The following is a 26,545-nucleotide window of genomic DNA, read 5'->3' as shown; positions in this document are numbered from 1 at the left end:
CGGGCAGGATGGAAACGTCCGGTAAACGCGCCGGACTCGCCAGCGTTGTGATTAACGAAAGATGTGGATGGCGCTTCGGCACGAAGCGTCACGGCCGAGAGATCAATTCAACATGCTGTTTTTGCTTTATTTTTTTCTAAATTTTGAGAGAAAAATACAACTTTTCCCGGATGAGAATTGAGAGTCGCGTGGCGCGCTATACGGCGGTTTTCTACAACCGCTGTTTACCCTGCGTTAACGCTGCCATGAGAGTCCTTTTAGGGTCCTCAAGTATTTCCCTGGCCCAGGAGGCTGCATTGGATACTCCGAAACAATATTACGAATCTATAAATTTGCCGGGCGTGCTCAGCATTCGCAACGTGTCCGAACTACTCTCCAAGATTTTCAACGAATTTCATAGCCGCGATACAATCATCGTTAGCATTCCGGAAGGCGCTGAAGCAGATCTGAGCTTCGTTCAACTCATCGAATCCTCGCGGCGACAAGCAAAATCCCATGGAAAGACCTTCAGGCTTTCTTCCCCGGCTAGCGGCTCTGTCCTGAACGTACTTGAGCGCTCAGGTTTCATCGAATCCTTCGATCAAGAAGACGCAAATTTCTGGTTGCATAAAGAGGTGTCGTTATGAGTGCAAATATCCTGACTGTCGACGATTCCGCCAGCATTCGTCTGACGACCAAAGTCACGCTGACCAATGCCGGCTATAGCGTCACCGAGGCGGTCAATGGGGCCGAGGGCCTGGCGACGGCCAAGGGCAGCAGCTTCGATCTGATCGTCACCGATCTGAATATGCCTGTCATGGACGGGCTGACGATGATCGAGGAACTGCGCAAACTGCCGGCACAGGCCGGGGTTCCGATCATCTTCCTGACGACGGAATCGGACGCCGATCTCAAGGCGCGCGCCAAGGCTGCCGGCGCGACGGGCTGGCTGACCAAGCCGTTCGACCCGGAAAGTCTGGTGAAGATCGTGAAGAAGGTTCTCGGACGATGAGTACGCTCGATCCTGTCGCCGTCTTCCGCACAGAGGCCGCCGAATGCCTCGAAGCGATCGAGGCTGGTCTTCTCGACCTGACCCACCAGCTCGACAACAAGGATCTCGTCGACGCCGTCTTTCGCGGGCTGCACACGCTCAAGGGCTCCGGCGCGATGTTCGGCTTCGAGGCGCTCGCCGCCTTCACTCATCATTGCGAAACCGCCTTCGACCGCGTCCGCAAGGGCGAGGTCGCGGCGACCAGTGAACTCGTCGCCGCCGTTCTTGCCGCCCAGGACCATATGCGTGCCCTCGTCGACCAGCCGGACGCCGATCGCGGCGATACCGGCAGCACGCTTCTGGCGCAGCTGCAGGCTGCCGTCGGCGGCAAGGAGACGCCGACTGCTGCAGCGCCGGCCGCTGCTGCTGTAGTCGCTGCCATCCGCGAGGCACCGGCGAAGAAGAAAAACAGCTGGCGCATCCACTTCAGCCTGCCCGCCAATTCGATGGCCAACGGCACCAACCCGCTCGGCCTGTTGGACGAGCTGCGCGATCTCGGCGAATGCACCGTGCGCGCCAACACCTCGGCCATTCCGCCGCTCGACGAGCTCACTCCGACGGAACTCCACATTTCCTGGGACGTGACGCTGACCAGTGAGCAGGACCGCTCGGCGATCGACGACGTCTTCATCTTCGTGCTCGACGATATGGAGCTCAGCGTCGAGGATATCGATGGCGCGGCAGCGGCAACCGCCGCCCCGGCCGCGGAAAAGGCAGCCGCACATGGCGCTGCAGCATCGGCGCCGGCCGTTCCTGCAGCACCCGTCCCGGAATTCCGTCCTGTCGAGGCGGTTTCGGCCAAGCGCGAGGCGCCCGCCGCCGTCAGCCAGGCGAAGGCGACCGAGAATGTCCGCGTTCCGGCCGAACGTCTCGACGAGTTGATGGATCGCGTCGGCGAGCTCGTCATCGCGCAATCGCGTCTCAGCCAGCTCGCCAGCGCCAGTAGCGATATCGCGCTGCGCTCCGTCTCGGAAGAAATCGAACGTCTCTCCGGTGAATTGCGCGACACGATGATGATGCTGCGCATGGTGCCCGTCGCCACCCTCTTCTCCCGTTTCCGCCGCCTCGTCCACGATCTCGCCCGCGAGACCGGCAAGGTGATCGAGCTGGTGACCGAGGGCGAGAGCACCGAGGTCGATAAAACGGTCATCGAACGTCTGGCCGATCCTTTGGTGCATCTTGTGCGCAACTCGATCGATCACGGCCTCGAAACGCCCGCCGATCGCCTTGCCGCCGGCAAGTCCGAAGCCGGCACGGTGACGCTTTTGGCCCGTCAGGCCGGCGGCGAAGTGATCATCTCGATTAAGGATGACGGTCGCGGCATCAATCGTGAAAGGGTTCGCGCCAAGGCGGAATCCTCCGGCCTCATCCAGCCCGGCCAACCGCTTTCCGACTCTGAGCTGTTGCAGCTGATCTTCGCTCCCGGCTTCTCGACGGCCGCGGCGATCACCAATCTGTCCGGCCGCGGGGTCGGCATGGACGTGGTCAAGAAGACGGTCGAAGCGCTTCGCGGCGCGATCGACATCGTCAGCGTGCCGGGGCAGGGTTCGGAAGTGTCGCTACGCATCCCGCTGACGCTCGCCATTATCGATGGCCTGTTGGTGCGCGTCGGTTCCGGCCGCTACGTCATCCCGCTCTCGGCGGTCGAGGAATGCCTCGAACTGTCGCTCGAGGAAGATCTCCGCTCGCGCGGCCGCAGCTTCATCTCGCTGCGGGACAGCCTGGTGCCGTTCTTGCGCCTGCGCGATCTCTTCCGCACTGGCACCAAGCCCGACGTACATCAAAAGGTCGTCGTCATCTCGACCGGCACGGAGCGTGTCGGCCTCGTCGTCGACCAGATCATCGGCGACCACCAGACGGTCATCAAGTCGATGTCGAAACTGCACAATAACGTCGCGACATTCTCGGGCGCCACCATTCTCGGCGACGGCAGCGTCGCCCTCATTCTCGACGTCGGGCACCTGGTTGCCGCGGGTCAGCAACAGGAGGCGCAATTGCGTGTAGCAGGATGAGCGCAACAGCAACGACAGCCGAACGATTTGACAATCACTGGAGCTATGCCGAGGAAGTCGAGGTTCTAACCTTCGATCTCAACGGCGAAACCTTCGCGCTGGAAGCGGTCATCGTCCAGGAGATCCTGGATCTGCTTCCCGAGACTGCGGTGCCAGGCAGCCAGCCCTTCGTTGCCAGCGTCATCAACTTTCGAGGCAAGGTCATTCCGCTCGCTGATCTGCGTCTCGCCTTCGGGATGGAAGCCGCAGAGGCGACGATCGACAGCCGCATCATCGTCATCGAGATCGATCTGCAAGGCGAGCACACGCTCGTCGGCCTCAGGACCGACAAGGTGAACGAGGTGACGACGCTTGCAAAGACCGCGAGCGAAGCGCCGCCGAGCATCGGCATGCGCTGGCGCGCCGACTATATCAACTGCCTGGTGAAGAGGGGCGGAGAATTCATCATTCTCCCGAATCTGCAGGCGATTTTTTCATCGAGGCGCAATGCGGCGGGAGCCGCCAGCTGATGTCGGCTGAGTTCAGGTTGGGGTTAAACCGATGCGATTGACCATCAATACAAAACTGGTGACCGCGTTCACCTTCATCATCCTCATGCTGATGGGCACCGCTGCCTACGGCATCGTCAGCCTTGGATCGCTGAACGATACGATCGGCAATCTCATCGCCGGTCCGGCAGCCCGTCTCGACCTGGCGCAGCAAATCAACATCGCCCAGCTCGAGGCCATTCGTCAGCAGAAAAACTTGCTCACCGCCCGCACTGCCGACGAGACGGCCGGTGCGATCGCAAAGGGCAATCAGGCCCGCAAGGAATTCACCGATGCCTTCAGCCAGGTGCTGGCGCTGGCAACGGAAGAAGGCAAGGTTCGCTGGGCGCGCATCGCCGAACTTTCCAAGACATTCAATGCAGCCGACGACCAGATCCGCGACTATGTGAAGGCCGGTAACGCCGAAGGCGCAAATACCATCTCTGTCACGGCAGCCCGGGCCGCCGCCAACGATATCGACTCGACGCTCGGCGAAATCCTGGCACTCGAAAAGCAGCGCATGAAGGCTGCGGACGATAACGCCGACGCGCAGTATGCGACCACACGCACGATGATGATGGCGGTGGCTGCCTTTGCCCTGTTGATTGCGGCCATTACCGCCTTCTGGATCGCCAGCACGATCAGCAAGGGCCTTAGCCGGGCCAATACCGTGGTTCGCGAAGTGTCGGAAGGCGATCTGACGAAGATGGCCGATATCACCAGCCGCGACGAAATCGGCGAGCTTCTCGGCAACGTCAACATTATGATCGAACGCCTGCGCGGCGTCGTTGCCGATGCCCTGTCGGCCGCCGACAACGTCTCTTCAGGCAGCCAGGAACTGTCTTCGAGCTCCGAGCAGGTTTCGCAGGGCGCGAGCGAACAGGCCGCTTCGGCCGAAGAGGCTTCCGCTTCGATGGAGGAGATGGCCGCCAACATCAAGCAGAACGCCGACAACGCGGCGCAGACCGAAAAGATCGCCCGCCAGTCGGCCAAGGATGCGGAGATGAGCGGCGAAGCGGTGACGCGTGCGGTCGACGCCATGCGCACCATCNCAGGCAGCCAGGAACTGTCTTCGAGCTCCGAGCAGGTTTCGCAGGGCGCGAGCGAACAGGCCGCTTCGGCCGAAGAGGCTTCCGCTTCGATGGAGGAGATGGCCGCCAACATCAAGCAGAACGCCGACAACGCGGCGCAGACCGAAAAGATCGCCCGCCAGTCGGCCAAGGATGCGGAGATGAGCGGCGAAGCGGTGACGCGTGCGGTCGACGCCATGCGCACCATCGCCCAGAAGATCGGCATCGTCCAGGAGATCGCCCGCCAGACCGACCTGCTGGCTCTGAATGCCGCGGTCGAAGCAGCGCGTGCCGGCGAACACGGCAAGGGTTTTGCGGTGGTCGCCTCAGAGGTGCGCAAGCTTGCCGAACGCAGCCAATCGGCGGCCGCCGAAATCAGCTCGATGTCGGGCGATACGGTCAAGGCCGCTCAGGAAGCCGGCGACATGCTCGGTCGGCTGGTGCCCGACATCCGCAAGACGGCCGAGCTGGTTTCCGAGATCAGTGCCGCCTGCCGCGAACAGGATATCGGCGCCTCGCAAATCAACGAAGCGATTCAGCAGCTCGACAAGGTGACGCAGCAGAATGCCGGTGCCTCCGAGCAGATGTCGGCAACTTCCGAGGAACTAGCCTCGCAGGCCGAAGAGCTGCAGACGTCGATCGCCTTCTTCAAGGTCGATATGGTGGGCAGGCGCCGTGAGCGTGCGCCAGCTGCAAAAGCCGCGGTCCGCAGCCGGCCTCAGCCCGTACCGCGCAAGCCGGGCACCAAGTCACCCGCCAATACGGTCGCCGGTCAGCAGGCCCGCGTGAAGGGATTTGCCCTCGACATGTCGATGGGTGGTCCCGACACGGCCGATGACGAGTTCAGGGAGAGCGCATAGCGCTCCCTGGGGAAGCGCTATGCGCTCCCGTGCGAATTGTCGTGGGCCAGTCAGCTCGCCCGCGACACACGCTTCCGGCACGCGCATGCCGGCATGGAAGTCTGTCAACTTCCTTCCGTGGCATGTCTTCGCCTACCAGAATTTCTTTGCTGCATGATGCCGCGCCCCTTGGTCCATATTTATTGCCTCGCTCTCAGAGAGGAACATTGAGATGCGTATTACGATTAAACTTAAGCTCGCAGCCGCATTCGGCTTTGTCATACTGTTGCTGGTGGGCAGCGCGGTATATGGAATCATCAGTCTCAGTTCACTCAACGATGCCGTCGGCAACCTCATCTCGGGTCCCGCAAAGAACCTGGAACTGGCCCTGGAAGCAAAAGCCGCGGAGCTCAATGGCATTCGCTGGCAGAAGAATGCCCTTCTGGAAATGGATCCCGAGGTGGCCAGGAAGAATTATCAGAACTCGGCGAGGAGCATGGATGAAATGCTCGCCTTCGCGGCGAGCGGCCAACAGCTTGCAACTGCTGACGGCAAGCCCATGTGGGATAGGCTGATCGAACTGGCCAAGCGCTTCACCGAAGGCTCCCACCAGGTTGCCTCCATCCAGGAAAGTGGTGACAGAGCAGCGGCCAATGCCCTGTCGTCAGGAGAGGTTCGCGCCCTCGTCGCGGAACTGGAAGACGTCTTCGCGGCGCTCGTTACGCAGCAGCAGAAGGCGATGACGCAGGCCGATGACGACACCGAAAGCCTTTATGGCTCCACCAAGAACCTGCTGATCGGCATCGCTATCGCCGCTTCCGTCATCGCCTTTGCCGCCGCATTGTGGATCGCGCTCGGAATCAACAGCGGCCTGCGCAAGATCATGAACGTTGCCAACGCGGTCGCCATAGGCGACCTGAACCAGAAGGCCGAGATCAAGAGCAACGACGAGATCAAGGATCTCGTCAACACGATCAACGTCATGACGGGTAATCTTCGCAACACCGCAGAGATCGCCAACCAGATTTCGAACGGCGACCTGACGGTGTCGCCCAAACCGCTTTCCGACAAGGATATGCTCGGCATAGCGCTCGAGCAGATGGTCGAGCGCCTGCGCGGCGTGGTCTCCGATGCGGCCGCGGCCGCGGAAAATGTTTCGGCCGGCAGCCAGGAACTGTCTTCGAGCTCCGAGCAGGTTTCGCAGGGCGCGAGCGAACAGGCCGCTTCGGCCGAAGAGGCTTCCGCTTCGATGGAGGAGATGGCCGCCAACATCAAGCAGAACGCCGACAACGCGGCGCAGACCGAAAAGATCGCCCGCCAGTCGGCCAAGGATGCGGAGATGAGCGGCGAAGCGGTGACGCGTGCGGTCGACGCCATGCGCACCATCGCCCAGAAGATCGGCATCGTCCAGGAGATCGCCCGCCAGACCGACCTGCTGGCTCTGAATGCCGCGGTCGAAGCAGCGCGTGCCGGCGAACACGGCAAGGGTTTTGCGGTGGTCGCCTCAGAGGTGCGCAAGCTTGCCGAACGCAGCCAATCGGCGGCCGCCGAAATCAGCTCGATGTCGGGCGATACGGTCAAGGCCGCTCAGGAAGCCGGCGACATGCTTGGTCGGCTGGTCCCCGACATCCGCAAGACGGCCGAGCTGGTCTCCGAGATCAGTGCCGCCTGCCGCGAACAGGATATCGGCGCCTCGCAAATCAACGAAGCGATCCAGCAGCTCGACAAGGTCACGCAGCAGAATGCCGGCGCCTCAGAGCAGATGTCGGCAACTTCCGAGGAACTAGCCTCGCAGGCCGAAGAACTGCAGGCGTCGATCGCCTTCTTCAAGGTCGATGCCGCTGGCAACCGTCCGTCCCGCATGCCGGCTGCCCGTATGACGGTCCGCAGCCCGGCTCCCGTCGCCGGCCGCAAGCCCAGCGCTAAGAAGTCGGCCGCCAACAGCATCTCTGGCCAGCAGGCGCGGCTGAAAGGTTTCGCTCTCGATCTCTCCATGGGCGGTCCCGATGATGGGGACGCCGAATTCAAGGAAAGCGCATGATCATGGCCACGACATCTCTGGAAGCGCAATTCGTGACCTTCAGCCTCGGCGAGGAGATCTTCGCCGTGCCGGTAGAGGTGGTACGGGAAATCCTCGACTATGCGGAAGCTTTCAAGATTCCGAATGGTCCCGACTATCTGCTCGGCCTGCGCGATGTGCGCGGGCAGGGCGTGCCGACGATCGATCTTCGATTGAAGCTCGGCATGGCCAAGACCGTGCCGACGCCGCACACACGGGTGCTCGTGCTCGACGTGCCAATGGAAAGCCGGCTGCTGACGCTCGGCCTTGTCGCCGACCGCGTCTTCGAGGTCACGCCGTTCCGGCGCGAGCAGATCGAGGCGGCCCCCGACATCGGCGTGCGCTGGCGCTCGGATTATATTGCCGGCGTCGTTCGCCGCGAAAACGGCTTCGTCGTCATCATCGATCTTGCCCGGTTGCTGTCGCGCGAGGACGCCTCGGCGCTGCAATCGGCCGCCTGACCGCGTTATCAACTTGGAGTACGGCGTTCTATGAGTATGGCAGCAGCGGTGGAAACCCAATTGCCGGGCGACCGGATCAGCAAGCGCAATTTCGACAAGCTTGCCCGGTTCATTTACGACTATAGCGGCATCAAGATGCCGCCGACCAAGCTGACGATGCTCGAAGGGCGGCTGAGGCGCCGCCTTCGTGCGACCAACCATTCGACCTTCGATGATTATTGCGACTTCCTGTTCTATCATGACGGCCTCGCCCAGGAAGCCGTCTACCTGATCGATGTGGTCACAACCAACAAGACCGACTTCTTCCGCGAAGCCAAGCATTTCAACTATCTGCAGACAGTGGCGTTGCCGGCGATCGCCAATAGCGGCGTGCGAACCATCCGCACCTGGAGTTCTGCCTGTTCGACGGGGGCGGAGCCCTATACGATGGCGATGGTGTTGGCCGAATTCGCCGAAAGCCGCAGCGACGTCTCCTACAACGTGCTTGCCACCGACCTTTCCACCGACGTGCTGCAGACGGCGCGCCGAGGCATTTATCCGGAGGATTTGATCGCGCCCGTGCCGCGCGACCTGCAGCGCAAATACGTGCTGACAGCCAAACAGCCGGGTCGGCGGGAGGTGCGCATCACGCCGAAACTGCGCAGCAGGGTGGGTTTTGCCCGCATGAACCTGATGGACGAGAAATACCCGATTGGCGAGGCGATGAACATTATCTTCTGCCGCAACGCGCTAATCTATTTCGACAAGCAGACCCAGGCCGGCGTGCTCAACCGCCTCTGCAACTGCCTGGCGAAGGGCGGCTACATGTTCATCGGTCATTCCGAATCGATCACCGGCTTCGACTTGCCGTTGAAGCAGGTCTCGAACACGGTGTTTCAGCGTATCTAGAGGCTTCATGGCTAAGAAAATCCGCGTACTGATTATCGACGATTCCGCCAGCATCCGCCAGACGCTGGCGCATGTGCTGGAGCAGGATCCCGATATCGAGATCATGGCGGTGGCATCCGACCCGTTCATGGCGGCGCGGAAGCTGCAGGAGGATATCCCCGATGTCATCACGCTCGATGTGGAGATGCCGCGCATGGACGGCATCACTTTCCTGCGCAAACTGATGGCGCAGCGGCCGATCCCGGTCGTGATGTGCTCGTCGCTGACGGAAGCGGGCTCGGAAACCCTGATCCAGGCGCTGGAGGCCGGTGCCGTCGACGTCATTCTGAAATCGAAGATCGGGGCCGCCGACGGCCTCGCCGAAGATGCCATGCGTATTCGCGAAGTCGTCAAGAGCGCCTCGCATGCGCGGCTTTCCAACGCGCGGAGGGCCGCCGGAACCATCCGCTCGGCTGCCGCGGAGGGGCCGGCCAAGAAGCTGACGGCGGATGTGATGCTGCCGCCGCCGACGGGGCGGGCCATGGCGAAGACGACGGAGATGGTGGTCTGCGTCGGCGCTTCCACCGGCGGCACCGAAGCGCTGCGCGAGTTCCTGGAAGAACTGCCGGCAAATGCGCCTGGCATGGTAATCGTCCAGCATATGCCGGAGAAATTCACCGCGGCCTTCGCCAAACGGCTGAACGGTCTCTGCGAGGTCGAGGTCAAGGAAGCCGTCGATGGCGATCCGGTGCTGCGCGGCCATGTGCTGATCGCACCTGGTGACAAGCACATGCTGCTCGAACGCCAGGGTGCGCGTTATTATGTGAGCGTGAAGACCGGGCCGCTGGTGTCGCGGCACCGGCCTTCCGTCGACGTGCTCTTCCGTTCGGCAGCGCGCTCGGCCGGTTCGAATGCCATGGGGATCATCATGACCGGTATGGGCGATGACGGTGCGCGCGGCATGCTGGAAATGCATCAGGCCGGCGCCTACACGGTGGCGCAGGACGAGGCGAGCTCCATTGTTTTCGGCATGCCGAAGGAGGCGATCGCCAAGGGCGGCGTCGACCGTATCCTGCCGCTCGATCAGATCGCTCGCGAAGTGCTGATGACGCAGCAGAAGTTCTGAGGTCCGTTTCGACCGAACGCGAAAAAGCCGGCGATATCGCCATGCCGCCGGCTTTTATGTGCTCCGTCCGGATCAGGCGAGATATCCTCCATCGATCGTCAGGCTAGCGCCAGTGACGAAGCCGGCTTCCGCGCTTGCGAGATAGGCGGCAAGACCGGCGATCTCGCGGTCTTCGCCCAGTCTGCCGAGCGCCATCAGCGGTTTGAGGCGCTCGTGATCATCCTCGTGGGGGTTCATATCGGTTGCGGTTGGGCCGGGCTGGATATTGTTGACGGTGATGCTGCGCGGGCCCAGATCGCGGGCAAGGCCGCGGGTCATCGAGGCGATCGCGCCCTTCGTCATGCTGTAGACCGAAGATGTCGGAAAGCCGCTGCGATCGGCGGTGACGCTGCCGATGGTGATGATGCGGCCGCCCTCCTTCATGTGCTTAGCCGCTGCCTGGATGCCGACGAAAGCGGCCCGGACATTGACGGCGAACATGCGGTCGAAATCCTCGAGCGAATATTGGTCGAGCGGGTTGAGGATGAGGATGCCGGCATTGCTGACGAAAATGTCGAGCCCGCCAAAATGCTCGGCTGTCAGTGCGACTGCGTCCTGCACGGCTTTCACATCGGCACTGTCGGCCCGGATCGACAGCGCCCTGCTGCCGGCAGCCTCCAGCTCGGCGACGATCGCCTTCGCCTTGTGCTCGGAACTCGAATAGGTGAAGGCGACGGCTGCGCCATCAGCGGCGAGCCTTCGGACGATGGCGGCACCGATGCCGCGTGCGCCGCCGGTAACGAGGGCGATCTTGGTTGAAAGAGATTGAGACATGCAGGTTTCCTTTGTTTTTAGATCGATCAGTCTAGAATTGATCATGGAAAAGTCACCTCGGTGGTGCCCTTTCGTCAGCGGAGGCTTCTGATTGCCATGCGTGCGATGCCGCGAAGTATATCGGGTGAGGCGCCGTTTCGGGCGCTGATTTTCATGCCCGACAGAGCAGAGCCGAGAAATTGAATGGCGTCGGCGATATCGATATCGGTTCCGAGTTCTCCGGCCCTTTGAGCCTCGTCGAGAAGGCTCTCGATCGCCGAGTGAAGCGCGTGGCCGGCGCTGTCGGTAAGAGCTGCAATCTTGGCATCGGTGCGGCCGAATTCGCAGATGGCGCTGACGCCGAGGCAGCCGCGCCGCGCCTCGGCGGCGGGGCGCGAGGCGAAGGCGACGAGCGCGCCTTCCAGTGCCTCGATTGGCCGGCCTTCGCGGTGAAGATCGGCCATGATCTTGCCGGTGCTTTCGGTATTGTAGCGTGTCAGCGCTTCCAGATAGAGACCGCGCTTGTCGCCGAATGTGTCGTACATGCTTTGCCGGCTGATCTTCATCGCCGTCAGCAGTTTCTCGGTTGAGGTGCCTTCATAGCCGTGCTCGGAAAATACGCCGATTGCGGCGTGAAGTGCGATGTTGCGATCGAATTCCTTGTGTCGTGCCATGTCAAAGCTTTTACCGTTATTGGACTGATCTGTCCAGAATAAAATTGATGGTTTCTGGCGCCGCAGGGCAGCCATGCGTGTGTCCCCTTGAAATTTCCCTGATTTTGTGGTCTTGAGGCCGCCAATCTTTGCAGCGCTGCCTGTCATGCATGTTCAGGGACACTTCCCGCCCCTGGCAGCGCGCACCCCGTATCAGTCCCAAGGAAATGCGCCAATGGCCCGTTCAGCTCTTCTCAATGTCATGGTTCAGGCTGCCCTCAAGGCAGGAAAATCGCTGGGACGTGATTTCGGCGAAGTGCAGAACCTGCAGGTTTCCGTGAAGGGACCGGGCGACTTTGTTTCCACCGCCGACCGCAAGGCCGAAAAGATCGTCAGAGAAGAGCTGCTCAAGGCGCGTCCGACCTATGGTTTCCTCGGTGAGGAAAGTGAGGAGATCAAGGGCACGGACGGGGCGCATCGCTGGATCGTCGACCCGCTCGACGGGACGACCAACTTCCTGCACGGCATCCCGGCCTTCGCTGTCTCGATTGCGCTCGAACGCAACGGCGAGATCGTTGCCGCCGTCGTCTTCAATCCGGCGACCGACGAGCTCTACACCGCCGAGCGCGGCGGCGGCGCCTTCCTCAACGACCGGCGCCTGCGCGTCGCCGCGCGCCGCGCGCTGTCGGATTGCGTCATCGGCTGCGGCGTGCCGGCGCTCGGCAAGCGCAATCACGGCAAGTTTCTGGTCGAGCTTCGCCACGTGATGGGCGAAGTGGCGGGCATCCGCCGCCTCGGTTCGCCGACGCTCGACCTCGCCTATGTCGCGGCGGGGCGTTTCGACGGTTTCTGGGAGGTGGAGCTTGCGCCCTGGGACGTGGCAGCCGGCATCCTGCTCATCCGCGAAGCCGGTGGGTTTGCCACCGATTGGTACGGTGGGACGGCCATTCTGGAGAGCGGAGCGATCGTCGCCGGCAACGAAGCTATCCACAAGGCGTTGATCGAAGTCGTCAAGCGACCAATTCCCGCCAAGTAGGCGAACGAAAATCTGGCTGTTGTAAAGTCACGGTTTTCGCCCCGGCATACTTCAATTCGGCACAATGTTGCTCTAGTCTCCGCCAGCAATGACTCCGGAGGCAGCGGACCCTATGGAAAATGTGAATGTGGCGGAGATCGGCTCCACCGAAAAGACGGCCGGCGGTTATGCCTACAGGCTTTCGAGCCCCATGCCGTTTCTCTGGACGATGCTGCTTTTCCTCGTCATCGTCGGCTTTATCGCCGCCATCCTTTTCCGCCAGACGCAGACCGCCTTCATGCACAATCCGGGCCTCAACGGCCTGATCGTCGGCGTTCTCGCGGTCGGAATCATTCTTGTTTTCAACCATGTACTGGCGCTTCGCCCCGAAGTGCGCTGGTTCAACTCGTTCCGCGCCGCCGGCAGCGCCGACAAGGTCAACCGCAATCCGCGGCTGCTTGCGCCGATGCGGGCGCTCATCGGCAGCCGCAAGTCTGCGCTGTCTACGACGACGCTGCGCTCGATCCTCGATTCGATCGCCACCCGCCTCGACGAATCGCGCGATGTCTCGCGCTACCTGATCGGCCTGCTTGTCTTCCTCGGCCTGCTCGGCACCTTCTGGGGCCTCATCGGCACGATCGGTTCGATCAGCATCGTCATTCAGTCGCTCGATGCCGGCTCGAACGGGACGGGGGACGTGCTCTCGGCGCTGAAGGAAGGGCTTTCCACGCCGCTTTCGGGCATGGGCCAGGCCTTCTCCTCCTCGCTGCTCGGCCTCTCCGGTTCTCTCATTCTCGGCTTCCTCGACCTGCAGGCCGGCCGCGCGCAGAATCGGTTCTACATGGAGCTGGAAAACTGGCTCTCATCGGTCACCGATGTCGGTTCCGATCTGGCACCCGCCCTCGAGGCCGTTTCCGGGGCTTCCTCGGAGGACATGCGTGAGCTCTCCGATTATCTGCGCAAGGTCTCCGAAGAGGGCGGCGCCGGCAGCCAGCGCTCCGTCGCTGCCATGGCGAGCCTTGCTGAAGGCATTCAGGGTCTCGTCAAGAACATGCGCAACGAGCAGCAGATGCTGCGCGACTGGATCGAGGCACAGCAGGACGAGGCGAAGGCGATGCGCCGCACGCTCGACCGACTGGCCGAACGCATTGGCGTGCAGGAGCGTGCGGGCGACCGGGGCGAGCGCATGCGCGACCGCGCCAGCCAGACAGAAAAGAGCGAGGGCAAGTAAGCCATGGCTCTTGCCCGCAACCGGCGCCGTGAACGCACGGTGGATTACTGGCCGGGCTTCGTCGACGCGCTGTCGACGCTGCTCATCTCAATCATGTTCCTGCTGACGGTGTTCGTCGTCGGACAGTTCATCCTCAGCCGCGAGATTACCGGACGCGATGAGGTGCTCAGTCGCCTCAACAGCCAGATCAACGAGCTGACGCAGCTTCTTGCGCTCGAAAAGGGCAGCAACCAGGACCTCCAGGATTCGGTCGCCAATCTGCAGGCCTCGCTTGCCAGTGCCGAGGGCGATCGTTCGCGGCTGCAAGCATTGCTGAGTGCCGGATCGGGTGGCCAAGATGCGGCGCAGAAGCGGATCGGCTCGATGACGCAGGAGCTCGACGAGCAGAAGCAGGTGAGCGAGCGGGCGCTCAGCCAGGTCGAACTGCTGAATCAGCAGATCGCCGCGCTTCGCAGCCAGATCGCCGCCGTCGAAGCCGCCCTTCAGGCGTCGGAGCAGAAAGACCGGGTGTCGCAGACCAAGATCGCTGATCTGGGCAGCCGCCTCAATGTTGCGCTCGCCGCGCGCGTCCAGGAGCTGAACCGCTACCGCTCCGACTTCTTCGGCCGTCTGCGCGAGATCCTTTCCGACCGCGAGAATATCCGCATCGTCGGCGATCGGTTCGTCTTCCAATCGGAAGTGCTGTTTCCCTCGGGCGGCGCCGATCTCAACCCGGAGGGGCAGGCCGAAATGGCAAAACTTGCCGCGGCCCTTCTCGACCTTGCCAAGGAAATTCCGCCGGAGATCAACTGGGTGCTGCGCGTCGACGGCCATACTGACAATGTGCCGCTTGGCGGAACCGGCCGCTATCGCGACAATTGGGAACTCTCTTCGGCTCGCGCGATTTCGGTTGTCAAGTTTCTGATCGCACAGGGTGTGCCGGCCGACCGGCTTGTTGCCGCCGGCTTCGGCGAGTTCCAGCCGATCGCGCCGGGCGAAACACCGGATGCACGCGCCACCAACCGCCGCATCGAGCTGAAGCTGACCGAAAAGTGATCAGCTTGGCATGGACTGCCGCGCCTCCTTCAGCCGGTCGGCGAGAAAATCGCGCACCGCGGGGCTGTCGCTGAGGCCGATCGCCGCCATGTAAGCGTCGGCTGCGGCGGCATCGTCGCCGGTCCGTGCCAGAAGAAAGGCTCGCACGGCCCAATAGGGCTGATATGCCGCAACGTCGCGCGGGTCGAGCTTGTCGAGCTGTTCCAGGCCGGCGGCGGCGTTCGAGGCTCTGCCGATCACCGCAGCCTGGCTGACGCGTGCGCCGAGCGTCGGTTTCATCATCACCAGTGCCGCGTAGAGTGTCGTCAGCGCCTGCCAGTCGGTCGTTCCCGAAAGCCGGCGCGCCGCATGCACGGATTGGATCGCCGCCTGGCACTGAAAGGGGCCGAAATGGTCGAAACCTCCGGCCTTGCGCAGCAGGGCATCCGCTTCGGCTATCATGATCGCGTTCCATGCAGCCGTATCTTGCTCGTCCAGCGGCACATATCGGCCATCGCTGTCGCGCCGGGCCTTGTGGCGGGCCTCGCACTGAAGCATCAGCGACAGGAGGCCGATCGCCTCCGGCTCGTCCGGCAGCACCGTCAGAAGCGCCCGGCCGAGCCAGATCGCTTCGCCGGCAAGCGAATGGTGTTCTTCTACGCCGTCGAGACCGTCCCATCCGAGGCCGTAGGCGGCGTAGATCGCCGAAAGCACGGCGGCGAGCCGCCCTGCTAGAGCCGGGCGAGGCGGGATGGCGAAGGGAATGCCGGCATCGCGGATCTTCACCTTGGCCCGCACCAGCCGCTGGCTCATCGTCTCCGGCGAAACGACGAAGGTCCGTGCGATGGTTCTCGCCTCGATGCCGAGAACGGTCTGCAGCATCAGCGCCGTATGCACGGAGCTGTCGATGGCGGGATGGGTGCAGGCGAAGAGCAGCTTCAGCCGCTCATCGGGAAAGACGGCGTGGCCAGCATCATTCATACGTTCCTCCGCCTCCTCGAAGGCGAGCGATATCGTCGTTTGCGCATTGGTCTCGACGGTACGGTGGCGGGCCGCCTGCATGAGGTTGCGGCGCGCGGCCACCAGCAGCCAGGCTTCCGGGTTGCCGGGAACGCCGCGCTCCGGCCAGACACGAAGGGCCGAAGCCAGCGCTTCCGACAATGCGTCTTCCGCCGCCGGCATGTCGCGCGAGCGGGCGGCGAGGAAGGCGATCAGCTTGCCGTAGGACTGTCGCGCTACCTTTTCGGCAGCGCGACCGGCATCGGACGGCATTACCGCCTCACATCTGCAGGCGCGGGCGCACCTCGACCGACCCCTTGTCGGAGATCGGCACGCGGGTCGCCCATTCGAGTGCGGTGTCGATGTCGGGAACGTCGATCAGATAGAAGCCGCCGAGTTGTTCCTTGCCTTCCGGATAGGGTCCGTCTTGAACATCGTGTTCCTGACCTTTGCGACGCACGATCGTGCCTGTCTCCGGGCCTGTCAGCCCGGCGCCTCCGGTCATGATCCCAGCCTGGGCGAGCGCCTTGCTGTAGGCGACCCAGCCGTCGCGATAGGCGGGATCGCTGCGACTGGCGAAATCCTCGGCGGCTTCGCGAATGATAAGAGCATATTGCATGAAAAACTCCTGATCTCGTTGTGGCGTTGATCCGGGCATCGCGATATCGGGAACATCCCGACAGCCGTGACTCCCGGAGGAGCGGTTCAGCCGTTCCGAGACAATGAGGCGCGGCCAACGGCCATTTCGACATGGTTTTCAAGAAATCTGCAAAAAAGAGAAGTGGCGCGGAGATCACAAGCAAATAGGCCGGGCTCGAGGCGCCAGCGCTGCTTATCGGCCGCGCGGAGAGGCAGGGCGGCGTTTCACGCCGCCGCTGCCATCCTGTTCAGGCTTCGGCCTTCGTCTGGTCGATGACGTCGGCACCTGGCGTGTTCTTCTTGATCGATTCGATAGCACTCATGGCGGACGCCTTCGCCTTGTAGCCTTCGGACGAGAACATGGCTTCCCCGTTCGATGCCTTGAAGCGGAAGCGGAACTCGCCGGCCTTATCCTTATAAACTTCGAATTTATACATGGATGTCTCCCGAAACGCTGAATTGCAACCATCAGCGTCAGGGAGGCTAGATCAAAATGGCGAGCTTTTCCACTGCCTTAATTAGAATTGGCTGCTCAGCGTCCAATTGCCACGATTTCCATCGGACGCAAGCGAAAGCGTCTGCGCCGCCGCCGTCACTCCATCTGGATGTTCGCGCCCTTGACCACCGGTCCCCATTTGGCGAGCTCGGCCTTCACATGGGCGCCGAGTTGCTCCGGCGTCGAGCCGACGATGGTGGCGCTGAATTCCTTCATCCTTTCGGCAACGGCGGGGTCTTTAAGCGCCTTATTGGCCGAGGCGTTGAGGCGCATCACGACCTCGCTCGGCGTCTTAGCCGGCGCGAAAAGCGCATTCCAGGTATAGGTCTCGTAACCTGCTATGCCTGACTCGGCGATCGTCGGCACGTCGGGAAAGGAGGGCGCGCGCTCGGCCGTGGTCACTGCCAGCGCCCGCAAAGTGCCGGCCTTGATGTGGCTCGACGAAGAGGGCAGGTTGTCGAACATAATCGGCACCTGATTGCCGATGACGTCGTTCAATGCCGGTCCGGCGCCCTTATAGGGAATGTGCTGCATGCTGACGCCAGCCATGGCTTTGAAGAGCTCGCCGGAAAGATGCAGCGGCGTGCCGTTGCCCGACGAGGCATAGCTGTATTTGTCGGGCTCGGCCTTCAGCAGCGCGACCAGTCCCTGCACGGTCTTTGCCGGCAATTCCGGATTGACGACCAGCACGTTCGGCACGACGACAAGCAGTGAGACCGGCGCGAAATCCTTCTCGGGATCATAGGGGGTCGACTTGAGGATCAGCGGATTGAGCGCGTGGGTCGCGACGGTGCCCATCAGAATGGTGTAGCCGTCAGGTTCAGCACGGGCGACGTTATCCGCGCCGAGATTGCCGCCGGCGCCAGCGACGTTTTGGACGATCACCTGCTGGCCGAGATCCTCCGACATCTTCTGCGCGACGATGCGGGCAACGACATCGGTCGAGCCGCCGGCCGCGAAGGGCACGACCATGGTGATCGCACGATCGGGAAAATCCGCGGCAGCGGCTGATGTGCCGGCGGCAAGGGCCGCAAGCACGCCGAAACCGAGCGCAAGGCCCGCACGTCGCGTCATATCGAAAGGCGCCATTCCTATCTCCTCCCAAGAATTTCGATAGCGATATTCCCCACCCCGGGGAATGTAGAGCTTAGGGCAGGAGGCACGAAAGACAACCGCAGGGAGGTGCGGGGGAGCCAGACTTTATGGGTATTCGGCGACACGTTTCCCGCTCGCGCATCGTCGGACGCTCAGCCGAGAGCATCCCAGTCCGGGGCAAACGGTGGCCGAACGAAGCGTTGATCCTTCAGCAGCGCCGCGACGGCTGCGCGATCCTCGTCGTCGAATCCGAGCTTGCGCAGCCCCACCGATGCTTCTCCGGCGAGGCTGGCCGCTGTCAGTCGGCCGCCTCGGGGCGGCTCTGGCCGACCAGTTCCGCGATGACGCTTGCGAGTGTCACGGTGCCCTTGACCGCCGACTTGCCCTGGTCTTGGAAGGCGATCCAGCCCTCGTTGAAGCCGTCGAGCATGCGGATACGGGACTGCGGGTTCCGAGCGCCCTGAGCGCGGAAGATCTGCTCCCAGCTGTCGCGCGCCAGAATCTCGACCCCGACGGGATGTCCGAGGGCTCTCGTGAAGGCGAAAGCGATGTCTTGCGGCGATACGCGGGCCGGCCCTTCCAATTCGACGACCCGCGTCCCGCTCCAGTTCTCGCGCAAGAGTGCGGCCGCCGTGCGCCCGACATCTTGCGTCGCGACCATCGGAAAGGTTTTGTCGGCCGGCTGCAGGAAGCTGCGCAGGACGCCTTCGTCACGCGCGGCTGGGATGTCCCACAGGGCATTCTCCATGAACCAACTGGGCCGCAGGAAGGTAATCGGCAAACCGAGTTCGCCGAGAGCCTGCTCCAGCAGCGTGCGCTGGGTCAAAAGGTTCTCATGCGGCGCGTCCGCCCCAATGGCCGACAGGCAGACGATCTTGGCGGGACGCGCCTCGGTCAGAGCGGCCACCAGCGCCTCGACCACGCTCCGCGCTTCGGGAAAGCAGGGTTTGGGATCGAATTCCGATGGCGGCAGGATGAAGACGCCCTCGGCACCGCGGAAGGCGGCGGCGAGACTCACCGCATCGTCCATCTCGGCGAGTGCGACCTCGCAGTTCATCGCCGACCATTCGGCCGCCTTGGCCCGGTCACGCAGGACGGCGCGGACGGGCAGCGTGTCGGCAAGCAGGGCGCTAGCGAGGGCGCCGCCGACCTTGCCGGTGATTCCGGTGATTGCGTACATGTCGGTTCTCCTGAAGTTGGGGCTCGCGCGGTGATCAGGCGAGCCCGGCGCGGGGATCGCAGGAAAGCCGGCTGGTAGCCGCTTGCCCACGATGGCGTTGTGGTCCCGCTTTTGTACGCCGCATCATGGAGTGATTCACGCGCATTAATATCAATGTTATAGTGATTAAAAATCACCATCATATCGGGAAGCGTCCTTCCGACATCGACGCTGGCAAGGAGGGATAGAATGGCTTTCGACACGCGGCTTCTAACCGGCGTCGGCGTCCTTGCGGCTGTCACGGAGGCTGGAAATTTCGCGCGGGCGGCCGAGATGCTCGGCCTCACGCCGTCGGGGGTGAGCCGGGCGGTGGCGCGTCTGGAGGCGCGGGTCGGCGTCCGCCTCTTCGACCGCAACCCGCGCGAGGTCAGCCTCACCGAGGAAGGACGGCGCTTCCACGCGCAGGTGATGCCGCTCCTTGCCGGTCTCGACGAGGCGGCGGCAGAGGCGGCGGGCGCTGCGGCGGTCGTGCGTGGCCGACTGCGCGTATCCGTTGACCCCTGGTTCGCCCGAATGGTCCTCGCGGCGACGCTCCAGCAGTTTCTGGTGCGTTATCCGCTTCTGTCGGTCGATTTGTTCACCAGCAACTACCGGGAGGAGATGATGGCGGGCGTCGATGTGGCGGTGCGCTTCGGGCCACCGGATGGGTCATCGCTCATCGTGCGCAAGCTCCTCGAAACACCGATCCTGACGGTTGCCGCGCCGGCTTATCTCAAACGCCATGGCCAACCGCGGTCGCCCTATGATCTCGCCCACCACGAGGCGCTCCGCTTCCGCGATCCACAGACGGGATTGCCGTTTCCGTGGGAGTTCCACCGAGGCGGCGAGCTCGTCGAGGTCAAGATGTCCAGCCGGCTGGTGTTGGATGATCCTTCCGTCGCGGTGTCCGCCTGTGTGGCGGGCCAGGGGGTGTTCCAGAGCCTCGCCGTGGGTCTTGCACCCTTCCTGGCACGTGGTGAACTGGTGCGGATCCTTCCGGACTGGTCGGAGGAGCTTTATCCGCTCTATGCTTATCAGCCCTCGCGCCATCTCCCTCCGGCAAAGGTCAGAGCGTTTCTGGACTTCATCCAAGAGATTGCGGCCGGATTGTGAGGCGCTAGTCGTTCATGCGCCCGGAAAACGCGAGTGGCTATTTCGTGGCAGCGAGCACATCCTCGTTGGCGGCGTCGAATTGCAGCCGCGCCAGCCGCGCATAGATGCCGCCATGGCGGATCAGGCTCTGGTGGGTGCCCTCCTCGACGATGCGGCCCTGATCCATGACGAGGATGCGGTCGGCCTTCAATACGGTTGCTAAGCGATGGGCGATGACGAGCGTCGTGCGGCCGTCCACCAGGCCGTCGAGTGCCTTTTGCACCAGCGTCTCGCTTTCGGCGTCTAGCGCGGAGGTCGCCTCGTCGAGCAGCAGCACCGGCGCGTTCTTCAGGATGGCGCGAGCGATGGCGATGCGCTGGCGCTGGCCGCCGGAGAGGGTAATGCCACGTTCGCCGACCTCGGTCTGGTAACCCTGATCCAGCCGCGTGATGAATTCATCGGCCTGGGCCGCAAGGGCTGCTGCGCGGATCTCGTCATGCGAGGCTCCGGGACGGCCGAAGGCGATGTTATCATGGATCGAGGCGGCAAAGATGGTGACATCCTGGGGTACGATGGCAATGCGCTGGCGCAGCTCGTCCGGCGTCGTAAGCTGAGCGTCGACATCGTCGATTTTCACGCTGCCCAGCTGCGGATCGTAGAAGCGCAGCAGCAGCGAGAAGACAGTGCTCTTGCCGGCGCCGGAAGGGCCGACGATGGCGACCGTCTCGCCCGGCGTGATGGCGAAGCTCAACCCATGCAGCGCCGATTTGCCGGGGCGCGAGGGATAGGCAAAGTGCACATCGGCAAATTCGACGCGGCCACGGCCGGGCGAAGGAAGAGCCTGCGGGCTGGCGGGGGCGACGATCGGCGAGACTTCGTCGAGAAGCTCGGTCAGCCGGTCGGCAGCACCGGCTGCCTGCGAGAGTTCGCCCCAAACCTCCGACAGCGCGCCCAGCGAACCGGCGGAGATGACGGCATAGAGCAGGAACTGGCCGAGCGTGCCGGCCGAAAGCGTCCCGGCGAGCACGCTGTGGGCGCCGACCCAGAGCACGGCGACGACGCTGCCGAAGATCAGCGTGATGGCGATCCCGGTCAGCAACGCGCGCGAGCGGATGGCGGCGCGGGCAGCCTCGTAGGCGGATTCGACGGCGGTGCCGTAGCGCGTCGCTGCGGCATCTTCGCCGTTGAAGGCCTGGACAGTGCGGGTCGCGGCGATCGTCTCGTTGGCGAAGGCGGAGGCACCGGCAAGCGTATCCTGGGCAGCGCGTGAGCGCTTGCGCACCGAGCGGCCGAAGGCGACGAGCGGGAAGACGATCAGCGGGATCGCTCCGATGACAAGGCTGGAAAGCTTCGGCGAAGTGACGATCATCATGCCCATCGCGCCGAGACAAAGGATGAGATTTCTGAGCGCCACCGAGGCTGTGGCGCCGACGGCGGATTTGATCTGCGTCGTATCGGCGGTCAGGCGCGAAACGATTTCGCCGGACTGGTTGACGTCGAAGAAAGAGGGCGACAGCCTCGTCACATGGGAAAAGACATCGCGGCGAAGATCGGCGACAATGCGCTCGCCGATGGTGATGACGAAATAATAGCGCAACGCGCTTGCGACCGCGAGCACGACAGCCATGATCATCAGCATGGCGAAGTAGCTGTTGATGAACCGACCGTCGGACTGGGTGAAGCCATGGTCGATCATGCGACGCACGGCGAGCGGCAGCGCCAGCGAGGTGATGGCGGCAAGCGCCAAGGACATCAACGCGCCAGCCACCAGGCCGCGATACCGTATGACGTAGGGCGTCAGCCTGCCGAGCGGCCGTAGCGACCGCCTCTTGTTTTCCTCAGCCCGTGCCTGCTCTGCCAACTCGTCTCCGATCGCCCGCAGGACCCGCTCAATGCGGCCTGCTGGCTCTTGTTATCTAGGCGTCCTTCATGTATAGGCACCGCATCCTAATGGGAAGCCGTAGCCATCATGACTGCGGCTTCATTTATTCAATCGGTTCTTTGGCCGCAACTGCATGCGGCAAATTGAACTCCGGTAGCGCAGGAAGATTGTTATGAAGGCAGGCATCCATCCCGAATATCACATGATCAAGGTGGTCATGACCGATGGCACCGAATACGAAACCCGCTCGACCTGGGGTTCGGAGGGTGCTGTCATGAACCTCGAAATCGATTCCAAGTCGCATCCGGCCTGGACCGGCGGCAACCAGCAGCTCATGGACCGCGGTGGCCGCGTCTCCAAGTTCAACAAGCGTTTCGGCGGCCTCGGCCTCTAATCGCTTTTGCTCGATGGAATTGAAGAGAGCCCGGTTTTGCCGGGCTTTTTTGCGTTCTCGATGTTCGGAAATAGCTGAGTTAGCAAGCAAATAAAAACCGGCCGCAGACGCGGCCGGTTTTTATCGAATTCTCGCAGATACGGTCAGTTGTTGCCGAAGGCGGTCTGGAGTAGGGAAAGCTGGGCCTGGACGCTGTTCTGATTGTCATGAACGATCACAGCTTCGGACGGGCGGTAGATCTCGCGGTCGAGCAAGGCGATACGGTTCTGCAGACGCAGCGAGCGCTCAACGAGGTCGCGGAAGGATTCCGGCAGGTCGCCCCAGCCCGGCGCGGCGCGGTCGACGTTGAAGCCATCGAGACGAACCTTGTTCTTTTCGGCCAGCACCTGGTCGCGAGACATTTCGCCATTGTTGACGGCGCGCTGCAACAGCAGCCAGGAGGCCATCTGCATGAGGCGGGTGGTGAGACGCATCGATTCTGCGGCGTAGAGAACTGAAGCCATCCGCGGCAGAACCTTGGAAGCGGCGCGGCCCTGGCCATCCAGATAGGCGGCAGTCTCTTCGACCAGCGACATGCCTTCCGCATAAAGTGCCTTGAACTGCGAGGATGCAGCGGCGCGACCTGCAAAACTGATCGTGTTCAATCCAACTTCCGACATCGCAATAGTCCCTGTTGCACGCAGCTACATATATTCAGGTAACGCGGGCACCGACGGAAAAGTTTCCGAGCCCGGTCTTTATGACTTTAAGATGGTATCATTAGCCCAAATGCGCAAGCCGTTTCTTAAGAAAGGGTTAATCTCCACAGTTTCGTGGAGAAGCGCAGGCCAGAGGAAAAAGAAGAGCCGCAAAAGCGGCTCTCAAGGTAAAACAGGGAGAAAAATCAGACCAATTCACCGCTTGGAAAACTGTCTGAGATCCAGAGAAAATCCGGATGAGTACAGTAATACCTTATAAAGCTTAATAATTTATTAACATTGTGCCGAAGTAAGACTTGAGGCGAACTCGTTTATCCGCCTACAGCCTTGATTTTCGGAGTTTTATCGGACTACGAGCGGAAAAAGCTTTCCGCCGCCTGCCGCCCGGAAGCCTTGCGGGCGGCTTCGGCCTCGAGACGGGCGATCTCCGCCTTCAGCAAATCCACCCGCGCGTTCAGTTCGTCCACCGAAAGCATGGAGAGATCGGCGCCGATCTCGTGGGCGGTCTTCTTCTGCGGCCGGTCGTCATCGATGAAGCTCATGGGTTCTCCTCCGTTGCTGCCTGAAGCATCCTGCCGAAAAGTTACGGAATCGGAATTTAGGCCGATCCGGCCTGAATTCATCCTCAACTCTGTTTTTATGCGTGTCGCTATGCCGGAACCGCTGCACCCTTTCGGGCGACCTGCATTAGCCGAACTTTACAGCGGGATCACCGCTTTCGGGAGACTTCCCGGTTTCAGGCGGTTTGCCAGCGCCGCGATCGGCAAGCGACATGCTTTGCGGTGTCAGCATCGGCGAGGTGCCGGTCGGGATCGTCGTGTAGGCGTCACGATCGCTGGCCGGGACGGCGGCGCGGATGCGGCTCCGGATGATCGCGTAAACGGTGATCAGCACGTGGGCGATGGCGGTGACGAGGAAAAGCGCATGCGGAGTGATCACCGACATGACGGGACCGCCGATCGTCGGGCCGATTACCGTGCCGATGCCGTAGAGCAGCAGCAGTCCACCGGAGACCTTGACGAAATCCTCCGATGCCGCGAAGTCGTTCGCGTGGGCGACGGCGATCGGATAGAGCGTATTGGCCACCGCGCCGTAAAGGACCACGAGCCCAATCAGCAAGGCGGGCGACGTCGGGTGGAGCAAAAAGATCAGCAAGCCGGCAAGGGCGGCGACCCCGGACATGGCAGCGAGCACATAGCGCCGGTCGATGCGATCGGAAAGCCGGCCGGCCGGCAGCTGCATCACGGCGCCGGCGAAGATGGTGGAGCTCATCATGATGGCGATGCTGGTGTCGGAGAGCCCGGCGCCTGCGCCGAAGACGGCGCCGAGCGTACCGTAGGCGCCGTTGGCGATGCCGACGAGCAGAATGCCGAGGCAGGAGACCGGCGAATTGCGATAGAGCGCCGGCAGGTCGAGGCGCACCGCCTTCAGCGGCTGCGGCGAAGCGGCGGTCGAAAGCGTCGTCGGCAGCATGGCAATGCAATAGAAGATGCCGCAGATCATGAACAGCACCGGCGTGCGCACATCCTCGAGCGGGATCATCATCTGGCCGCCGACGACGCCGAGCAGCGTGATGCCGATATAGAGCGAGAAGATCGCGCCGCGGCTTTCGTTGCTGGCGCGCTCGTTCAGCCAGCTTTCGATGATCATCGAGGTGCCCGCCGTGGAGAAGCCGGTGACGGCGCGCAAGACGACCCACCAGACCGGATGGATGAGGATACCGCTGACCAGGGCGATGATGGCGATGATCGAGATAAAGCCGGAGAAGGCGCGCACATGGCCGACGCGGCGCACCAGCTTCGGCGCCACTAGGCAGCCGATGACGAAGCCTCCGGCCCATGAGGTGCCAAGCAGGCCAAGTGTCGTCGTGGCATAGCCTTCGAGATTGCCGCGCACGGGAAGCAGGATGCCCTGCAGGCCGTTGCCCATGAAAAGGAAGAGCGTGCCAAAAAGCAGCGCGGCGACGGACAGAAGGTTTCTCTTCATTTCCCCAGACTCGGTCTCAGTGATTTTGAAATAGACATAAGGCAGGACCTGCGTCAGCCAGCCTCAAGATGATTGATTGTGCCCCGGAATGTCTTTACGGCGTGTGGAGATCCTGTGTTCGCGCGGAAAAATGTCCGTCCTGTGACATTCCGAAAAATGGAAAAAATAAAGCATGACAAAGCTGATAGCCTTGCTGCTCATCCTTGCCATGGCGATACAGGTGATCAAGCCGCTCGGGTTTCCCGGCCTCAGGCGGCGGATGGATTTCTGGAAGATCGCGCTGATCGCTTTCGCCGTCTGGGCATTGGCATTGCTTTCGCGCGACTTCCTGATGTAACCCCTCGATCACATGAACCGGAGGCACGGCCCAAACTGCGGTCGCTAGTCCTGCAGAATAATTTCTCCACGCATGACGGAAACGCAGCGTCCCGAGATGACGACATCGGTGACGATGCCGCCCGATTTCACGACATCGAGGGTGATGACGCTGCGGCGGCCCATTTCGACGCCCTGTTCGACGGTGATGCGGACGTTCATATCGGCGGCCGGCGCAAGCGAAACGAGATAGGCGCCGAGTGCGGCCGAAGCGCTGCCGGTTGCCGGATCTTCGGGCACATTGTCGAGCGGTGCGAACATGCGGGCGCGGATAGTCCACGGATCGTCGGATGCGCGGACATAGAGGAAGAGCGAGAAGTCGTGGCCGCTCGTCGTCTGCCGGCCGGCAGCCGCCTGGAAACCGGTAAGGTTCGGGCGGGCGGCGGCCAGCGCTTCGAGCCCATCCAACTCGGCGACGGCGAAGTTCAGCCCGACGGACGCAAAGACCGGGGCGTGGACGGTGCTGACGACGACGCCGGGTTCGAGCGAGACGCAGCCGGCGATGGTTTCTTCGGCAATGGTCTCGCCGATCGCCAACGGCTGCGGCGCGCGGATGGCGGTGGCCTCGATCCGTCCGTTGTTGCGTTTCAGGCTGACTTCGACGATGCCGGCCTTTTCCTCGAAGCGCAGCTTCTCGCCGACCGGCTTGCCGAAGATCTCCGTCCGCTGGCCGAGCACATAAGCGGTGCCGACATTCGGATGGCCGGCGAAAGGCACTTCCATCGTCGGGGTGAAGATGCGCACGCGGGCGGAATTCTCAGGGTCTTCGGGCGGCAGGACGAAGGTGACTTCGGAATAGTTGAACTCGGTGGCGATCTTCTGCATCGCCGCGTCGGTCAGGCCGCGCGCATCGGAGATGACGGCAAGCGGATTGCCCTCGAAGCGGGTGGAGGTGAAGACATCGACGGTGACGTAGGAGAGGGTGTCCATGGCGGCTCCTGCTGCAGTTGCCGCTATGGATAAGCACGATCTTGCGGCGAGGCGAGCCGCTTTCT

26 protein-coding genes and 2 pseudogenes are annotated in these 26,545 nt (G+C 62.4%); 16 read left to right on the top strand and 12 right to left on the bottom strand.

The genetic code is table 11. The features are described 5' to 3' along the window. Positions 1–296 precede the first annotated feature (296 nt). The 10 genes and pseudogenes from HJB82_RS26075 (at position 297) to HJB82_RS26035 (ending at position 9,991) form a co-directional block, all read left to right on the top strand. Entirely contained in the window at positions 297–626 is a 330-nt protein-coding gene (locus HJB82_RS26075; RefSeq protein ID WP_221131812.1) for an STAS domain-containing protein, read from the top strand. Beyond that, positions 623–991, top strand: a complete 369-nt coding sequence (locus tag HJB82_RS26070; protein WP_003552634.1) for a response regulator — start codon at positions 623–625, stop codon at positions 989–991. Before HJB82_RS26075 ends, HJB82_RS26070 begins: the two co-directional genes overlap by 4 nt. After that, positions 988–3,042 (top strand): chemotaxis protein CheA, encoded by a 2,055-nt coding sequence (locus HJB82_RS26065; protein ID WP_221141903.1) that lies wholly within the window; start codon positions 988–990, stop codon positions 3,040–3,042. Before HJB82_RS26070 ends, HJB82_RS26065 begins: the two co-directional genes overlap by 4 nt. Continuing rightward, on the top strand, positions 3,039–3,551 hold the full coding sequence (locus HJB82_RS26060) for a chemotaxis protein CheW (RefSeq protein ID WP_207581723.1): 513 nt from the start codon (positions 3,039–3,041) through the stop codon (positions 3,549–3,551). Before HJB82_RS26065 ends, HJB82_RS26060 begins: the two co-directional genes overlap by 4 nt. A gap of 31 nt (positions 3,552–3,582) precedes the next feature. After that, positions 3,583–4,113, top strand: a pseudogene (locus tag HJB82_RS32090) (MCP four helix bundle domain-containing protein); the annotation flags it as partial. 15 nt (positions 4,114–4,128) lie between these two features. Next, positions 4,129–5,499 (top strand): annotated as a pseudogene (locus HJB82_RS26055) (methyl-accepting chemotaxis protein); the annotation flags it as partial. A 211-nt stretch (positions 5,500–5,710) separates the two neighbouring features. Next, complete coding sequence (locus HJB82_RS26050) at positions 5,711–7,519, top strand: methyl-accepting chemotaxis protein (RefSeq protein ID WP_221141901.1); 1,809 nt, start codon at positions 5,711–5,713, stop codon at positions 7,517–7,519. Next, positions 7,516–7,998 (top strand): chemotaxis protein CheW, encoded by a 483-nt coding sequence (locus tag HJB82_RS26045; protein ID WP_207581720.1) that lies wholly within the window; start codon positions 7,516–7,518, stop codon positions 7,996–7,998. The genes HJB82_RS26050 and HJB82_RS26045 overlap by 4 nt, the downstream gene beginning before the upstream one ends. A gap of 30 nt (positions 7,999–8,028) precedes the next feature. Then, complete coding sequence (locus HJB82_RS26040; RefSeq protein ID WP_221141900.1) at positions 8,029–8,886, top strand: protein-glutamate O-methyltransferase CheR; 858 nt, start codon at positions 8,029–8,031, stop codon at positions 8,884–8,886. Positions 8,887–8,893: 7 nt separating this feature from the next. Beyond that, on the top strand, positions 8,894–9,991 hold the full coding sequence (locus tag HJB82_RS26035) for a chemotaxis response regulator protein-glutamate methylesterase (RefSeq protein WP_221141898.1): 1,098 nt from the start codon (positions 8,894–8,896) through the stop codon (positions 9,989–9,991). Positions 9,992–10,063: 72 nt separating this feature from the next. Here the strand turns inward: HJB82_RS26035 and HJB82_RS26030 are convergent, their stop codons facing one another. Both HJB82_RS26030 and HJB82_RS26025 read right to left on the bottom strand, forming a co-directional pair. Then, the gene (locus tag HJB82_RS26030; protein WP_207581717.1) at positions 10,064–10,804 is read right to left on the bottom strand and encodes a 3-oxoacyl-ACP reductase family protein; all 741 of its coding nucleotides are present in this window, start codon (positions 10,802–10,804) and stop codon (positions 10,064–10,066) included. A 74-nt stretch (positions 10,805–10,878) separates the two neighbouring features. Further along, positions 10,879–11,457: a TetR/AcrR family transcriptional regulator gene (locus HJB82_RS26025; RefSeq protein ID WP_207581716.1), complete on the bottom strand. Its 579-nt coding sequence runs from the start codon at positions 11,455–11,457 to the stop codon at positions 10,879–10,881. 214 nt (positions 11,458–11,671) lie between these two features. On the opposite strand from HJB82_RS26025, the gene HJB82_RS26020 reads away from it, so the two are divergent. From HJB82_RS26020 to HJB82_RS26010, 3 genes are all read left to right on the top strand, one after another. Continuing rightward, positions 11,672–12,472 carry an inositol monophosphatase family protein gene (locus tag HJB82_RS26020; protein ID WP_221141896.1) on the top strand — a complete coding sequence of 267 codons (801 nt, stop codon included), beginning with the start codon at positions 11,672–11,674 and terminating at the stop codon, positions 12,470–12,472. Between the two features lie 112 nt (positions 12,473–12,584). Further along, complete coding sequence (locus HJB82_RS26015; protein WP_207581714.1) at positions 12,585–13,682, top strand: flagellar motor protein MotA; 1,098 nt, start codon at positions 12,585–12,587, stop codon at positions 13,680–13,682. Between the two features lie 3 nt (positions 13,683–13,685). Further along, positions 13,686–14,717, top strand: coding sequence for a peptidoglycan -binding protein (locus HJB82_RS26010; protein ID WP_207581713.1), 1,032 nt, complete (start codon positions 13,686–13,688; stop codon positions 14,715–14,717). On the opposite strand, the gene HJB82_RS26005 is transcribed toward HJB82_RS26010, so the two are convergent. From HJB82_RS26005 to HJB82_RS25980, 5 genes are all read right to left on the bottom strand, one after another. After that, positions 14,718–15,968, bottom strand: a complete 1,251-nt coding sequence (locus tag HJB82_RS26005; protein ID WP_207581712.1) for an RNA polymerase sigma factor — start codon at positions 15,966–15,968, stop codon at positions 14,718–14,720. 7 nt (positions 15,969–15,975) lie between these two features. Continuing rightward, the gene (locus tag HJB82_RS26000) at positions 15,976–16,314 is read right to left on the bottom strand and encodes a YciI family protein (protein WP_207581711.1); all 339 of its coding nucleotides are present in this window, start codon (positions 16,312–16,314) and stop codon (positions 15,976–15,978) included. Between the two features lie 268 nt (positions 16,315–16,582). Then, positions 16,583–16,771 carry a YegP family protein gene (locus HJB82_RS25995; RefSeq protein ID WP_007631484.1) on the bottom strand — a complete coding sequence of 63 codons (189 nt, stop codon included), beginning with the start codon at positions 16,769–16,771 and terminating at the stop codon, positions 16,583–16,585. 155 nt (positions 16,772–16,926) lie between these two features. Then, the gene (locus HJB82_RS25990) at positions 16,927–17,919 is read right to left on the bottom strand and encodes a tripartite tricarboxylate transporter substrate binding protein (protein ID WP_207581710.1); all 993 of its coding nucleotides are present in this window, start codon (positions 17,917–17,919) and stop codon (positions 16,927–16,929) included. Positions 17,920–18,223: 304 nt separating this feature from the next. After that, positions 18,224–19,105 (bottom strand): NmrA family NAD(P)-binding protein, encoded by an 882-nt coding sequence (locus HJB82_RS25980; RefSeq protein ID WP_207581709.1) that lies wholly within the window; start codon positions 19,103–19,105, stop codon positions 18,224–18,226. Between the two features lie 228 nt (positions 19,106–19,333). Between HJB82_RS25980 and HJB82_RS25975 the strand changes: the two genes are divergently transcribed. Beyond that, the gene (locus tag HJB82_RS25975) at positions 19,334–20,236 is read left to right on the top strand and encodes a LysR family transcriptional regulator (RefSeq protein ID WP_221116405.1); all 903 of its coding nucleotides are present in this window, start codon (positions 19,334–19,336) and stop codon (positions 20,234–20,236) included. A gap of 37 nt (positions 20,237–20,273) precedes the next feature. Here HJB82_RS25975 and HJB82_RS25970 read toward each other — a convergent pair whose 3' ends face one another. Beyond that, the gene (locus HJB82_RS25970; RefSeq protein ID WP_221141894.1) at positions 20,274–22,076 is read right to left on the bottom strand and encodes an ABC transporter transmembrane domain-containing protein; all 1,803 of its coding nucleotides are present in this window, start codon (positions 22,074–22,076) and stop codon (positions 20,274–20,276) included. A 193-nt stretch (positions 22,077–22,269) separates the two neighbouring features. Here HJB82_RS25970 and rpmE point away from each other — a divergent pair, with 193 nt between their 5' ends. Further along, a complete protein-coding gene (gene rpmE, locus HJB82_RS25965; protein ID WP_003542805.1) occupies positions 22,270–22,491 on the top strand; it encodes a 50S ribosomal protein L31 in 222 nt (73 codons plus the stop codon). A gap of 143 nt (positions 22,492–22,634) precedes the next feature. Here the strand turns inward: rpmE and HJB82_RS25960 are convergent, their stop codons facing one another. The 3 genes from HJB82_RS25960 to HJB82_RS25950 form a co-directional block, all read right to left on the bottom strand. After that, positions 22,635–23,150 carry a DUF1465 family protein gene (locus HJB82_RS25960; protein WP_003542804.1) on the bottom strand — a complete coding sequence of 172 codons (516 nt, stop codon included), beginning with the start codon at positions 23,148–23,150 and terminating at the stop codon, positions 22,635–22,637. 389 nt (positions 23,151–23,539) lie between these two features. Then, positions 23,540–23,731, bottom strand: a complete 192-nt coding sequence (locus HJB82_RS25955; protein ID WP_221116403.1) for a DUF1192 domain-containing protein — start codon at positions 23,729–23,731, stop codon at positions 23,540–23,542. Positions 23,732–23,876: 145 nt separating this feature from the next. Beyond that, a complete protein-coding gene (locus HJB82_RS25950) occupies positions 23,877–25,175 on the bottom strand; it encodes an MFS transporter (protein WP_207581705.1) in 1,299 nt (432 codons plus the stop codon). A gap of 172 nt (positions 25,176–25,347) precedes the next feature. Between HJB82_RS25950 and HJB82_RS25945 the strand changes: the two genes are divergently transcribed. Further along, positions 25,348–25,512, top strand: coding sequence for a hypothetical protein (locus HJB82_RS25945; RefSeq protein ID WP_207581704.1), 165 nt, complete (start codon positions 25,348–25,350; stop codon positions 25,510–25,512). A gap of 44 nt (positions 25,513–25,556) precedes the next feature. Here HJB82_RS25945 and HJB82_RS25940 read toward each other — a convergent pair whose 3' ends face one another. Beyond that, positions 25,557–26,480, bottom strand: coding sequence for a PhzF family phenazine biosynthesis protein (locus tag HJB82_RS25940; protein ID WP_207581703.1), 924 nt, complete (start codon positions 26,478–26,480; stop codon positions 25,557–25,559). Positions 26,481–26,545 lie beyond the last annotated feature (65 nt).

Origin of the sequence: Rhizobium sp. NZLR10 (genome assembly GCF_019685125.1) — a bacterium.
GTDB lineage: Bacteria > Pseudomonadota > Alphaproteobacteria > Rhizobiales > Rhizobiaceae > Rhizobium.
The sequence above is the reverse complement of the archived record's forward strand: the minus strand, read 5'-3'. Positions and strand labels throughout refer to the sequence as shown.

Coding starts and splice junctions, on each gene's coding strand:
- HJB82_RS26065 (WP_221141903.1), top strand. CDS start 988: ATGAGTACGCTCGATCCTGTCGCCGTCTTCCGCACAGAGGCCGCCGAA.
- HJB82_RS25955 (WP_221116403.1), bottom strand. CDS start 23,731: ATGAGCTTCATCGATGACGACCGGCCGCAGAAGAAGACCGCCCACGAG.
- HJB82_RS26025 (WP_207581716.1), bottom strand. CDS start 11,457: ATGGCACGACACAAGGAATTCGATCGCAACATCGCACTTCACGCCGCA.
- HJB82_RS26060 (WP_207581723.1), top strand. CDS start 3,039: ATGAGCGCAACAGCAACGACAGCCGAACGATTTGACAATCACTGGAGC.
- HJB82_RS26030 (WP_207581717.1), bottom strand. CDS start 10,804: ATGTCTCAATCTCTTTCAACCAAGATCGCCCTCGTTACCGGCGGCGCA.
- HJB82_RS26050 (WP_221141901.1), top strand. CDS start 5,711: ATGCGTATTACGATTAAACTTAAGCTCGCAGCCGCATTCGGCTTTGTC.
- HJB82_RS25950 (WP_207581705.1), bottom strand. CDS start 25,175: ATGAAGAGAAACCTTCTGTCCGTCGCCGCGCTGCTTTTTGGCACGCTC.
- HJB82_RS25960 (WP_003542804.1), bottom strand. CDS start 23,150: ATGTCGGAAGTTGGATTGAACACGATCAGTTTTGCAGGTCGCGCCGCT.
- HJB82_RS26040 (WP_221141900.1), top strand. CDS start 8,029: ATGAGTATGGCAGCAGCGGTGGAAACCCAATTGCCGGGCGACCGGATC.
- HJB82_RS26005 (WP_207581712.1), bottom strand. CDS start 15,968: ATGCCGTCCGATGCCGGTCGCGCTGCCGAAAAGGTAGCGCGACAGTCC.
- HJB82_RS26070 (WP_003552634.1), top strand. CDS start 623: ATGAGTGCAAATATCCTGACTGTCGACGATTCCGCCAGCATTCGTCTG.
- HJB82_RS25995 (WP_007631484.1), bottom strand. CDS start 16,771: ATGTATAAATTCGAAGTTTATAAGGATAAGGCCGGCGAGTTCCGCTTC.
- HJB82_RS26015 (WP_207581714.1), top strand. CDS start 12,585: ATGGAAAATGTGAATGTGGCGGAGATCGGCTCCACCGAAAAGACGGCC.
- HJB82_RS25940 (WP_207581703.1), bottom strand. CDS start 26,480: ATGGACACCCTCTCCTACGTCACCGTCGATGTCTTCACCTCCACCCGC.
- HJB82_RS25980 (WP_207581709.1), bottom strand. CDS start 19,105: ATGTACGCAATCACCGGAATCACCGGCAAGGTCGGCGGCGCCCTCGCT.
- HJB82_RS26010 (WP_207581713.1), top strand. CDS start 13,686: ATGGCTCTTGCCCGCAACCGGCGCCGTGAACGCACGGTGGATTACTGG.
- HJB82_RS26045 (WP_207581720.1), top strand. CDS start 7,516: ATGATCATGGCCACGACATCTCTGGAAGCGCAATTCGTGACCTTCAGC.
- HJB82_RS25945 (WP_207581704.1), top strand. CDS start 25,348: ATGACAAAGCTGATAGCCTTGCTGCTCATCCTTGCCATGGCGATACAG.
- HJB82_RS25990 (WP_207581710.1), bottom strand. CDS start 17,919: ATGGCGCCTTTCGATATGACGCGACGTGCGGGCCTTGCGCTCGGTTTC.
- HJB82_RS26000 (WP_207581711.1), bottom strand. CDS start 16,314: ATGCAATATGCTCTTATCATTCGCGAAGCCGCCGAGGATTTCGCCAGT.
- HJB82_RS26035 (WP_221141898.1), top strand. CDS start 8,894: ATGGCTAAGAAAATCCGCGTACTGATTATCGACGATTCCGCCAGCATC.
- HJB82_RS26020 (WP_221141896.1), top strand. CDS start 11,672: ATGGCCCGTTCAGCTCTTCTCAATGTCATGGTTCAGGCTGCCCTCAAG.
- rpmE (WP_003542805.1), top strand. CDS start 22,270: ATGAAGGCAGGCATCCATCCCGAATATCACATGATCAAGGTGGTCATG.
- HJB82_RS25975 (WP_221116405.1), top strand. CDS start 19,334: ATGGCTTTCGACACGCGGCTTCTAACCGGCGTCGGCGTCCTTGCGGCT.